Raw genomic sequence first — 11,924 nt, forward strand, 5'->3', positions numbered from 1 at the left:
CGACACTGTTTCACAATTTAGGGTGGTACCGCGAATTTTTCGTCCCTGCATATATTGCAGGGGCGTTTTTTATTTTATAAGCGCATATCATATGACCCTTTATTTTGTGATACATTCATTTCACAAGCTAGGGTGGTACCGCGATTTCTTCGTCCCTGCATAATTATATGCAGGGACGTTTTTTTATCCAATCATTTCCGCATCATATAGAAGAACCAACAATTACCGGTAATTTGTCACAAAATTCTAAAATTTAGAAGGAAATATACAATATTGGCGAATTTTATATAAAAAAGAGCTATTTCACATTACTTAGGAGGGGAAAACAATGGTTTCAAAAATTGAGTCTGTTCTTTTAACAATTTTTATCTTTTTCTGTATTGGTTTTAGTGTTATTCAATTAGAAGTTTCACCACACATCCCAATTTTATTTGGTATCGTTCTTTTATTAGCATTTGGATTCCTGAAGAAAATCTCTTGGTCTACTATGGAGAAAGGGATGATTAGTAGTATTTCAGCTGGTATTCCATCTATATTTATTTTCTTACTTGTAGGCGTATTAATTAGCGTTTGGATCGCAGCTGGAACTATTCCGACTTTAATGGTATACGGCTTCCAACTTGTATCTCCAAAAATTTTCGTTCCAACTGTTTTTGTTGTTTGTGCAATTGTTGGAACGAGTATCGGTAGTGCATTTACAACTGCTGCAACTGTAGGACTTGCCTTTATGGGTATGGGTACTGCCCTTGGATACAATCCAGCTCTTATTGCTGGTGCAATTATTTCTGGTGCATTCTTTGGAGATAAAATGTCTCCTTTATCTGATACAACAAACTTAGCGCCTGCTGTAACGGGTGTAGATTTATTTGAACATATTCGTAACATGCTTTGGACAACAGTACCAGCTTTCATTATTGCTTTTATCGCATTTTTCATTTTAGGAAGCGGATCTGGTGGAAACGTTGATTTCTCAGCATTTATTAACACACTAGAAAAAAATGCAACGATTTCTATCGTTACGCTGATTCCCATTTTATTACTGTTCCTATTCGCATTTAAAAAGGTACCCGCAGTTCCAACATTACTTGCAGGAATTGTGGTAGGGATTATTATTCTCTTTATTTTTAAACCTAGCACTTCTTTAGCGGATTTAATGAAAATTATGCAAGACGGATACGTTTCTAAAACTGGTATTAAAGATATTGATAGCTTATTATCTCGCGGTGGTCTGCAAAGTATGATGATGTCAATCGCTCTTATTTTCCTAGCTCTTTGTATGGGAGGATTATTACAAGGAATGGGCATTATAGCGCAGCTGATGAATATTATCTCTAGCTTCGTAAAAAATAGCACACGCTTAATTATTTCTACTGCTTCAACTGCAATTGGTGTAAACTTCTTACTCGGTGAGCAGTACTTATCCATCGTTTTAACAGGACAAGCATTTGCTAATAAATACGATGAAGTCGGTTTAGAGCGTCGTAATTTATCACGAGTATTAGAAGATGCTGGTACAGTAATTAATCCACTCGTACCATGGGGTGTCAGTGGCGTATTCTTAACAAACGTTCTTAGCGTTCCAACATTCGATTACCTGCCATACGCAATCTTCTGTTTAGCGTGTCCAGTCGTAACCATTATCGTCGGCTTTACTGGATTCGGTCTTTCATGGAAAAAAGAAAAAGCAGTACCAGTTTCATAATATAACAAAAAGGATTACCAAATCGGTAATCCTTTTTATATTTCTCGACTATCTATTCGCTTTCTTTCTTCTAAATAACATAAGTAATCCCGCTCCAACAAACGCAAGACCAGCTCCAATTGTAGAAGCAATACTTGCACCTGTTTTCGGTAAATCACGTTCATCTTTTTCAGCTTCTTTATTTTCACTTACAGTTGTTGTTGTTTCTTTTGTATTTTGATCATCTGTTGTAGTTTGTCCAGATCCGGTATTATTTCCATCTTGCTTTGGTTCATTACCATTATTACCTTCTTCTGTTGGTGTTGTTGGGTTTTCTCCATCACCTTTTGGTGGTATTGTTGGGTTTTCTCCACCAGTTTCTTTATCATCATTCTTCTTCGTTATATCAATTGCATATTTAGCAAATTCATTTTCAGATGGTCCAACATATGATATGTTCCCATCTTTCTTTATATACTTTTGTGCATTTGGTGAAGAATCAAATGTTGTATTTAATTTATCTGCAACAATCGGTTTAAACGTCCAATTTTGATCAGCTGCTGGATCAATATTTTTTATTTTTTGCATATACTTCACAATGATTTGACGTGTTTCATCTTGTGATTGGTATACAACTTCCCCTTCACTTACACCTGGGAACGTTTGACTACTTCCACGATAGTTATTTGTAGCGACGATGAACTTTTGATCATCAGCTACTGGCTTACCTTCATATGTCATATTTACAATACGATTCGTATTTGCATTTACAATTTTTCCATCTTTATCGTATTTCGCCGGTTGTGTTACATCAATTTCGTATTTTAAGCCATCTAAAATATCAAAGTTATATGTAGGATAGCCTATATTTACTAACGGTTGTTCTTCTGTTTTCTTTTCTGGATAAATTTGATTAAACTGACCTGCAGACATTTCAAGCCATTCTTTCACTTGTGCCCCATTTACTTTTACAGCATATAACGTATTTGGATATACGTATAAATCTGCAACGTTTTTAATCGCTAACGTTCCAGCTGGAATATCCGTATAATATGTAGCACCGTTTCGGCCACCTGCTTTAAATGGTGCGCCTGCAGATAAAACCGGAATATCTTTAATCTCTTCGTACTCTGGTTTTTTAAGTTCTTGTTCTACATACCATTTTTGCGCATTTGTCACAATTTGTACGGAAGGATCATCTTGTACTAATGAAAAATAACTATTAATTGGTGCTTTCGTTTTACCTACAGGTGTATTTACATAGTCGATTGTCGCTTGATGCTCATCTTTAATTTCATTAACTAATTTTTGATCAGATTCTACTAATGGGGTACCTTTACTATTAGCAATCGGGCGAAGTTGTGGCTTAGATTGATCTTTTTGTACTTCCCATTTTCCGTTTACCTTTTTCAATTGCATATCAATAATACCTAAGTTACTACCAAAAACACCAGGCATTACAACTGGAACACCATTAAATACATCCTTCACTTCAGTATGTGAATGTCCCATTAATACTGCATCTACGCCAGGAACTTCTGTCGCTAAATAAAACGATGAATTTTCCATTCCTTCGTTGTATCCACTCTTATCAACACCTGAATGCGCTAGTGCAACTATAATATCCGCACCTTGCGCCTTCATTTCCGGAACTAATTTTTTCGCTGTTTGCACAATATCTTTTGCTTTTACTTGTCCTTCTAAATTCGCTTTATCCCAGTTCATGATTTGTGGTGGAACAAATCCCATTACACCAATTTTCACTATTTGTTTTTGGCCTGCTTCATCCACTACTTCTTTCTTTAAAATATGATATGGTTTAAAATAATTTTCATCGTTCTCTTCCTTATCATCATGGTCAACTTTATATACATTCGAGTTAATAACCGGGAAATCCGTTTTTTCAATCACTTTGTTTAAATAATCTAAACCGTAGTTAAATTCATGATTCCCAAGAGAGATGACGTCATACTTCATTAAATTCATTACACGATATAATGGATGTGTATAACTAGGATCCACACGATTCTTCGGATCCTTTATTTTATTTGCTACATAATCTCCAAGCGGTGTCCCTTGTAATGCATCCCCATCATCAAATAGGACAGAGTTCTTCACTTCTTCACGTGCTTTATTAACGAGTGTTGCCGTTTGTACGAGACCTACTTTATTATCTGTTTTCGTTTGATAATAATCGTAATTCATTAAGTTAACGTGAATATCTGATGTTTCTAGAATTCGTAATTTAACTGTACTCTCCCCAGTGTTCTCATCTGCATGAGCTGTTGCTGGCATTACTTGCGGTGCTATAACACCAATCGCAAGAGTTGCTCCAGCTAGCATTTTTTTTGACTTTTTCACAAAAAATCCCCCTTATACAATTACCAGAAATAATGAAATGAATCCCTATCTGTCTCTAACCACATACCTTTTTTCTTCTATTAGAGACACAATTTTCATTTCACCCTGCGCTAACGAGTAGTCCCCTTAAACGCTCGATTGATGAAGACTAACAATTAATAGGAAATAAAGCTCCCACTAATTAAAATTTCACCTTATCTGACATTATCATATATAAAGTTCTTTCCTATCGTCAATATTTTTTGACAAACTTCAACAAATTTTCTGTAAAGTTATTATAAACTTTTCATAAACATATAATATGCCCTTACATTGCTAATACTGCTGAATATGATACAATTACCAATTACAAGGAGGATGAATTTATGAAAAAAGTCATCTTAACAATTGTTTGTCTCCTCCTTCTGATCATTTCTTATTCTTATTTTGAAAAGAACGACGAGACAAAACAAAATGAACCCGAAGAAAAAACATCTACTCCAAGTTGGATTGATAAGCAAACAAACGATTCCTTTTATCATCTCGTACTAGGTGATTCGCTCGCCAAAGGATATGGATCAACACAAGGTGGATTTGCTGAATTAGCCTCTAAACAAATAGAAGCACAAATTCATAAACCAATTACTGTAGAAAACCTTGGGATAAACGGTCTTACAACAGATCGTCTCGCTAAAAAAGTTCAATCAGAAGATGTAAAGCAAAAAATTAGAGCAGCAAATATCATTACAATTAATATTGGGGGAAATAATTTATTTCGCTTAAATCGTGATGTCGGTGTTATAGACGGTATTAAAATGTTAAATAAAGAAAAAGCTCATTTTGAAGCGGATGTAAAAAATATTGTAAAGACAGTCCGAGATCAAAATCCGGATGCTTTACTCATTCTTTCTGAACTCTATAACCCGTTACAACTCGATGACTCCATCGCAAGTTATGCAGATATGTTTTTAGACGGCTGGAATGAATCCGTTTATTCCATTGCAAAAGTGAATCAACCATCTATCGTTTTGCCAATTCGTAAATTAATATCGAATGATAAAAAAGAATTGCTCTTTGACCAAGTACACCCAAATGATAAAGGCTATACGATTATTGCCGATTCATTTACAAAAAAAGTATTGGCCTACAAATATTAAAATTCCCATGAAACAATTCTATTTTTATAACATGTCTTTTTTGTTACAATGATAGTGGAAGGGGGCCTTTATATGGAATCACGCGAGTGGGAACGTATTGTTGATCATCTTCTTTCGCTAGTGCCTCTTTTTTATCGCAAATTTATGCTTCCTGGAGAATTTTCTTCTCAAAGACATATGCCGCCATCACATACACAAGTATTACTGCTTTTGCATGAAAACGGCACATTAGCAGTTTCCGAAATCGGCAAGCGGCTAGCGATTTCACGGCCTAACATGACACCTCTATTAAACAAACTTATTCAAGAAGAACTAATAGAGCGTCATTATAGCGAAAAAGATCGACGGGTCATTTTAATTTCCCTAACAGCTGAAGGGAAATTATTAGTAAATCAGTATCAGCAATTCATTTTAGACAAACTAAAAGAAAATTTCCAAACATTATCTGAGGAAGAGCGCGAAAAGCTCATTCATTCTCTTCAAACCATTCAAAATTTAATTTTGAAAACAAACGTATAAAGCTGCTTCTAAATAGAAGCAGCTTTATGATTCGTAATAGTTACCATAGTACACATTGGAATATGGCCATGTTGTTAAATATGGTTTTTTTTCCTGTGTAGGCTGTTGTTGTGGTAATTGTGGTATTTGTGATAATTGCTGTAATTGTTGTTGCCGATATAATTCGTATTGTCTACTCGTATCATAAACCGGATAATAATTTACATATGGATATACTTGAGGTACGTAATAATAATACATTATCCTCTCCTCCTTTTTCTTAAACATATTCAAAGGAGAAAATGGATGTGACATTGTTTATAATTGTACAAGTGGTTCTCTCACTCGTTTCTTCCTTTTCTTCAAGCGTAACTTACGGTTCTTTTCGTATAAATAATGCACAACGAAATACGAAATGAGACCAAACACAACTCCTAAAATCGTCATTCCAATTAATACATACACTTCACTTTGTAATAAGCTCTTTAATATCGTAAAAATGTGACTTGAAAACAAGTCCGATACCGTAAATGGTTCATGATGAATTTTCTGTACATGGAATGGATAAATCATTTTTCCTAGCGCATACGCAAGCGGAAATAAAAATACTGGGAGAAACGATATTTTCCCAATAATATTGCCAATAACTGCCGCAGGAAAAGATCCCTTTGCTAACCTGACGATTGGATAAAATATTACATATACGAGCGATGCCGTATAAATGACTAACATTTCTAAGCCGAATCCTATAGCAAACCCTAACGATACTTTCTTTGCGCCTTCTGGCGATCGAAGCAACTTATAATATTGAAACTTTAATATTCTCCACATCCGCTGAAAAAACGAATATGTTTTCTTAGTTGTTTTCACCCTCATCATCTCTTTAACTATATTTTTATATGTAGTATGTCCTTACACACTCTGAAAAACAAATTTAGTTTTCTCTTTTATTATAAATGATATCGAAATGGTTAACCAAATATACATCCGACATTTTAATATAAAAAAACCTCCCTTTTAGGAAGGCTCTTCTACATTTTTAAATAAACTCACTAATAACGCTTTTTGAGCATGCAATCGATTACCAGCTTGCTCAAATACGATAGACTGTGGTCCATCTATAATTTCGCCTGTTACTTCTTCTTCACGATGGGCAGGTAAACAGTGTAAGAAACGATATGTTTGTTTCGCATGCTTAACAAGTTCGTTATTGATTTGGTAAGGTTGAAATAAAGAATATTTCTCTTCTTCGCCCTCTTGCCCCATGCTCATCCAAACGTCAGTATAAATGAAATCTGCTTCATTCACCGCTAATTCAGGATCATGCAAAACTTCAATTTCAGCTCCTGTTTCCTTGGCAATCGCTAACGCTTTTTTTACAATCTCCTCATTCGGTTCATACCCTATAGGCGTTGCAACAGTCATATGCATTCCAACTTTTGCACTAGCTAACAACAATGAATGACATACATTATTTCCGTCACCTACGTAAGCTAATTTTATTCCTTTAAATGTATTTGTTTCTTCATATATCGTCATGAGGTCTGCCAATGCTTGACAAGGATGATGGTCATCCGTTAATCCATTAATAACAGGAATACTCGATTCTTTTGCAAGCTCTTCTACATCCGCGTGTGAGAATGTACGTATCATGATCCCGTCAATATACTGCGATAATACTTTCGCAGTATCTGAAACGGTTTCTCCTCTTCCCATTTGCATCTCTTTCCCACTTAAAAACATACCATGTCCCCCGAGTTGTACCATTCCCGCTTCAAAAGATACACGAGTACGAGTTGAATGCTTATCAAAAATAAGCCCTAATATTTTGCCTTGTAATAAAGGCTCTTGCTTATTCTTTTTTAAATATATAGCGAACTCAATTAAAGAAATAACTTCTTCTTTCGTTAATTCTTCTAGTGTTAAAAGATCTTTCGTATTTAATTTCGGTACTTGTAAAGTTGACATGAAACTTCCCCCTTATATGATTGATACGTTTTTTGTACAAACTACTTTTTTTATTATATATACTGCCTGTTCTAACTCTTCATTCGTGACAATGAGTGGCGGTAATAGTCTTATAACATTAGGGCCTGCTTGTAATACGAGAAGTCCTTCGTTTTCTAGTTGTTCTATAAAACTTGCAACTTCATGCTTACACTCAATCCCAATCATAAGCCCCTTACCACGTATATTTTGAATACATTCGACATGCTGTAATTCCTCTTGCAACTTCTCTAATACATACTCGCCTTTTTCTTGTACTTCTTTTAAAAACAATGGTCTTTTACTTACTTGCAATACTTCTTTCGCTGCAGCCATCGCGATGTAATTCCCGCCAAAAGTTGAACCGTGTGATCCTGCAGTAAACGACGTTCCGAGCTCTTTCCGGCCAATCATTGCTCCGACAGGAATCCCATTCCCAAGTGCTTTTGCAACGGTAACGATATCAGGCACTATTCGCACTTGTTCATAAGCGAATAGTGTTCCAGTTCTTCCTATCCCCGTTTGTACTTCGTCTATAATAAATAAGGAACCGAACTTATTACATAATGTTTCAATCTCTTTCAAAAAAGATAGATCAGCAGGTATTACTCCTCCCTCTCCTTGAACTACTTCTACCATTACCGCCGCAACTTCTTCATTCATTACTTCCTCTAATGCTTTAATATCGTTAAAAGGGATATGTAAAAAAGATGGAAGTAATGGACCAAATCCTTCTTTTACCTTATCTTGGCCTGTTGCACTCATCGTTCCAAATGTTCTACCGTGAAAAGACTGCTGGCATGTTACGACGAGAGATTTTCCAGTATGCTTACGTGCTAACTTTAAAGCCGCTTCATTTGCCTCTGCCCCACTATTACAGAAAAACACATAATCTAATGCTCTATTTTCTGTTAATAATGACGCAACTTCTTCTTGTAAGCTGTTTGTAAACAGGTTAGATATATGCCATATATCATCAAGTTGCTCTTGTACACCTTTGAGAACAGTAGGGTGACAATGTCCTAAATTACATACGCCAATTCCTGATGTAAAATCTAAATATTGCTTACCTTTATTATCAATAACTTTCGTTCCAGTTCCCTTTACAAACTCAATAGTTCTTCTGCCATACGTTTGAAAAAGATGACTCGTCATGCAATACTCACACCTTTCGTTACCGTCGTTCCAATACACTCTCCCGTAACCTCAGTAAAATCTTTTGTACCATTCACAATACTTATCTTTTGCACTCCCATTTTTAATGATGCTAGTGCCGCCTGTACTTTCGGAATCATCCCACCTGTAATAACACCTGTTTCTATAAAAGTTGCAATTTCAGATTCATCCGTTTCCTTTACCAAATTCCCTTCATGTAATATTCCATCTACATCCGTAATAAAAATCAGCTCTTTTGCCCCTAACGCGGCCGCAATCCCAGCTGCAGCATTGTCCGCATTTATGTTATAAATTTCATTACCATTTACCCCGATTGGAGCAATAACAGGAATATACCCCATATTTATTAATCCTTTTAATAAGGCTGTTTCTACATAACTTACTTCTCCCACATATCCTATCTCCTCGCTGACAGGTTGAACTTGAAGTAAATTACCGTCACACCCTGAACAACCTACAGCAAGTAAATTATGCTTTTGTAAATTCATTACGAGTTTTTTATTCGTACTTCCGCATAGCACCATTTGAACAACATCCATAACTTCTTTTGGTGTTACGCGTAATCCATCTCTTTTTTCTACGTTGATGTTACAATCTTTTAATTTGGCATCAATTTCTGGCCCACCACCATGAATAATCACCACTTTATACTTCTGTTGCAATTTCTTTATACAATCAAAAAACACAGCATTTAATTGATTCAACATACTACCGCCGCATTTCACTACAATATAATCGCTCATCTTCTCTCTCCTTATGTACGATAACAAGCATTTATTTTCACATATTCATAGCTTAAGTCACAGCCCCAAGCTGATCCTGTCTCTTCACCTAAGTGTAAGTACACATTAATGACTATTTCATCTTCTTGTAATCTCTCTTTCATTTCTTCTTCAGAAAATATTTGAGGCTCACTATTTTTTAATACCGATATAGATTGAAGAGTAATGTCAATTGTGTTCGGATGAATAGCTACTTCACTTTGTCCAATACTGCTAATAATTCGCCCCCAGTTTGGGTCTTCACCATGTATTGCTGTTTTCACAAGACTCGAACCGACTATTTGCTTTGCAATTTTTTTTGCCTCTTCATTCGTTTGAGCTCCTAGCACATTTACTTCTATTAACTTCGTAGCTCCTTCACCATCTTGCGCAATTTTTTTCGCTAAATCTTCACATACTTGCTGTAAAGCACATACGAAAGTTTCCCAATCTGTATGTTCCATATTTATCGGCCTTGTTTCTGATAATCCACTTGCCATAACGATGACCATATCATTCGTAGAAGTATCTCCATCTACCGTAATTTGATTAAATGTATGATTCGTAATTTCGGATAACGCTGTTTGCAATACGTCATGCTCTATATGAGCATCTGTCGTAATAAAACTAAGCATCGTTGCCATATTCGGATGAATCATCCCTGAACCTTTTGCAACACCCGCAATCGCCACTTTCTTCCCATCAATAATCATTTCATAGCAAGTTTCTTTCGTTATAAGATCCGTCGTTAAAATTGCTTCAGAAAAACAATATGCTTCACTTTCTTCCTTCGTCGGTATAAGAGTTGCAACTCCCTTTCGGATTATATCCATCGGCAGTGGAACACCAATTACACCTGTTGAAGCTACTGCAACGTAATTTTCTTTCATCCCAAAATGTTCCGCCCCTAATGCGCGCATCTCGTATGCGTCTTGTAATCCTTTCATTCCAGTACAAGCATTTGCATTTCCACTATTAACGATAATTGCTTGTAACTTCCCTTCTGCCGTTATACTATCCTTCGTTACTTGCAAAGGAGCTGCTTGTATTTGATTCGTTGTATACACAGCGGCACATGATGCTGGTACATCACAAACGATGGCACCTAAATCCTTTTTCTCCTTTTTTAAACCATTTGCAGTACCAATTGCCGAAAAGCCTTTCGGCGTTACAATTGAACCATTTTCTAATTTTGTAATAGACGCTACTTTAATCACCATGTCCCCCTTATACATAAAGCGGCATATGTTGTAAACCTGTTGTCTCTTCTAGTCCCGCTATTATGTTTGCATTTTGAATCGCTTGCCCAGCCGCGCCTTTCATCATATTGTCTATAACAGAAACGACCGTAACTCTTTCAGCTCTTTCATCGTAAGCTATGCCAATATCACAATAATTTGAGCCTCTCACTTCTTTTGGACTTGGAAATTTCCCTTGCGTACAAATTCGGATGAAAGGCGATTGTTCATACGTTTCTTCATACAATTTTTGAAGTTGCTTTATTTCCATCTTTTGTTTTACTTTTGCATAAAGTGTAATCATGATTCCTCGTGATATCGGTATTAAATGTGTGCTAAATGTAATTGGCTGTGATTCACTATTCCATTCTGTAAGCATTTGCTCAATCTCTGGAACGTGCTGATGCTCATTCACTTTATAAATGTGCAAGTTATCATATAGCTCAGGAAAGTGAGTCATTGTTGTTGGTGTTTTACCTGCTCCTGATACCCCTGATTTCGCATCAATAATAATCGAATCTTCTTCAATCATGCCGCTACGTACTAACGGCGCTATCGCTAGCAATGTGGCTGTAGCAAAACATCCTGGGTTTGCAATTAAATTTGCCTTTTGAATCCCAGTCCTTTTCCATTCACTTAACCCATACACTGCTTTTCTAAGAATTTCTTCTTTCGCTGCTGGCCTTTTATACCACAGTTCATATGACGAAGGATCTATCATACGAAAGTCTCCAGATAGGTCAATTACTTTTAAACCTTCTGCTAATAACTTAGGAGTTAACTCCGCCGATACTCCTGCTGGGGTTGCTAGAAATACGATTTCTGCTTCTTTTCCTATCGTCTCCACATCAATTTCTTGTAACGTATGAAAAAGGACATTTCGAAGATGAGGATATACATTTGTTATACACTCACCAACTTGTGAAAAAGAATGGAGAGATGCTATCGAAAAATATGGATGTTGTTCTAATAAACGAATTAACTCAATGCCCCCATATCCAGTGGCTCCAATAATTGCGACTTTCATAAGTTCCTCCTCATATCGATTCTTTAAATTAAGTATGATTATAATATTGTATATTTATAG

The 11,924-nt window shown here is 36.0% G+C and carries 11 protein-coding genes and 1 other annotated feature (1 of these 12 cut by a window edge); of the genes, 3 read left to right on the forward strand and 8 right to left on the reverse strand.

All coding sequences use genetic code 11. The features are described from left to right. Positions 1-50: a binding site (T-box leader), on the forward strand; it begins 171 nt to the left of the window's first position. A gap of 278 nt (positions 51-328) precedes the next feature. Further along, the gene (nhaC, locus tag DN403_RS19155; RefSeq protein ID WP_000253734.1) at positions 329-1,702 is read left to right on the forward strand and encodes a Na+/H+ antiporter NhaC; all 1,374 of its coding nucleotides are present in this window, start codon (positions 329-331) and stop codon (positions 1,700-1,702) included. A gap of 48 nt (positions 1,703-1,750) precedes the next feature. Here the strand turns inward: nhaC and cpdB are convergent, their stop codons facing one another. Beyond that, positions 1,751-4,042 (reverse strand): bifunctional 2',3'-cyclic-nucleotide 2'-phosphodiesterase/3'-nucleotidase, encoded by a 2,292-nt coding sequence (cpdB, locus tag DN403_RS19160; RefSeq protein ID WP_149185683.1) that lies wholly within the window; start codon positions 4,040-4,042, stop codon positions 1,751-1,753. Positions 4,043-4,407: 365 nt separating this feature from the next. On the opposite strand from cpdB, the gene DN403_RS19165 reads away from it, so the two are divergent. Further along, entirely contained in the window at positions 4,408-5,178 is a 771-nt protein-coding gene (locus DN403_RS19165; protein ID WP_000755844.1) for a GDSL-type esterase/lipase family protein, read from the forward strand. A gap of 72 nt (positions 5,179-5,250) precedes the next feature. Continuing rightward, positions 5,251-5,697, forward strand: a complete 447-nt coding sequence (locus DN403_RS19170) for a MarR family winged helix-turn-helix transcriptional regulator (protein WP_000445819.1) — start codon at positions 5,251-5,253, stop codon at positions 5,695-5,697. Between the two features lie 24 nt (positions 5,698-5,721). On the opposite strand, the gene DN403_RS19175 is transcribed toward DN403_RS19170, so the two are convergent. From DN403_RS19175 to argC, 7 genes are all read right to left on the reverse strand, one after another. Further along, positions 5,722-5,937, reverse strand: coding sequence for a hypothetical protein (locus DN403_RS19175; RefSeq protein ID WP_000291956.1), 216 nt, complete (start codon positions 5,935-5,937; stop codon positions 5,722-5,724). A 57-nt stretch (positions 5,938-5,994) separates the two neighbouring features. Beyond that, positions 5,995-6,555, reverse strand: coding sequence for a DUF2062 domain-containing protein (locus DN403_RS19180; protein ID WP_003279874.1), 561 nt, complete (start codon positions 6,553-6,555; stop codon positions 5,995-5,997). 138 nt (positions 6,556-6,693) lie between these two features. Beyond that, positions 6,694-7,644, reverse strand: a complete 951-nt coding sequence (gene argF, locus DN403_RS19185; protein WP_000105794.1) for an ornithine carbamoyltransferase — start codon at positions 7,642-7,644, stop codon at positions 6,694-6,696. A gap of 12 nt (positions 7,645-7,656) precedes the next feature. Next, on the reverse strand, positions 7,657-8,817 hold the full coding sequence (locus DN403_RS19190) for an acetylornithine transaminase (protein ID WP_149185684.1): 1,161 nt from the start codon (positions 8,815-8,817) through the stop codon (positions 7,657-7,659). Next, positions 8,814-9,581, reverse strand: a complete 768-nt coding sequence (argB, locus tag DN403_RS19195; protein ID WP_001286790.1) for an acetylglutamate kinase — start codon at positions 9,579-9,581, stop codon at positions 8,814-8,816. The genes DN403_RS19190 and argB overlap by 4 nt, the downstream gene beginning before the upstream one ends. 11 nt (positions 9,582-9,592) lie before the next feature. Further along, a complete protein-coding gene (gene argJ, locus DN403_RS19200; RefSeq protein ID WP_000598384.1) occupies positions 9,593-10,816 on the reverse strand; it encodes a bifunctional glutamate N-acetyltransferase/amino-acid acetyltransferase ArgJ in 1,224 nt (407 codons plus the stop codon). 10 nt (positions 10,817-10,826) lie between these two features. Then, positions 10,827-11,864 (reverse strand): N-acetyl-gamma-glutamyl-phosphate reductase, encoded by a 1,038-nt coding sequence (argC, locus tag DN403_RS19205; protein WP_000861237.1) that lies wholly within the window; start codon positions 11,862-11,864, stop codon positions 10,827-10,829. Positions 11,865-11,924: the final 60 nt, after the last annotated feature.

Source organism: Bacillus sp. AY2-1 (assembly GCF_008368965.1).
Classification (GTDB): Bacteria; Bacillota; Bacilli; order Bacillales; family Bacillaceae_G; genus Bacillus_A; species Bacillus_A thuringiensis_S.

Excerpts from the sequence above, each read along its gene's own strand:
- argF (WP_000105794.1), bottom strand. The coding sequence starts at position 7,644 with ATGTCAACTTTACAAGTACCGAAATTAAATACGAAAGATCTTTTAACA.
- nhaC (WP_000253734.1), top strand. The coding sequence starts at position 329 with ATGGTTTCAAAAATTGAGTCTGTTCTTTTAACAATTTTTATCTTTTTC.
- argC (WP_000861237.1), bottom strand. The coding sequence starts at position 11,864 with ATGAAAGTCGCAATTATTGGAGCCACTGGATATGGGGGCATTGAGTTA.
- DN403_RS19175 (WP_000291956.1), bottom strand. The coding sequence starts at position 5,937 with ATGTATTATTATTACGTACCTCAAGTATATCCATATGTAAATTATTAT.
- DN403_RS19180 (WP_003279874.1), bottom strand. The coding sequence starts at position 6,555 with ATGATGAGGGTGAAAACAACTAAGAAAACATATTCGTTTTTTCAGCGG.
- DN403_RS19170 (WP_000445819.1), top strand. The coding sequence starts at position 5,251 with ATGGAATCACGCGAGTGGGAACGTATTGTTGATCATCTTCTTTCGCTA.
- DN403_RS19165 (WP_000755844.1), top strand. The coding sequence starts at position 4,408 with ATGAAAAAAGTCATCTTAACAATTGTTTGTCTCCTCCTTCTGATCATT.
- DN403_RS19190 (WP_149185684.1), bottom strand. The coding sequence starts at position 8,817 with ATGACGAGTCATCTTTTTCAAACGTATGGCAGAAGAACTATTGAGTTT.
- argB (WP_001286790.1), bottom strand. The coding sequence starts at position 9,581 with ATGAGCGATTATATTGTAGTGAAATGCGGCGGTAGTATGTTGAATCAA.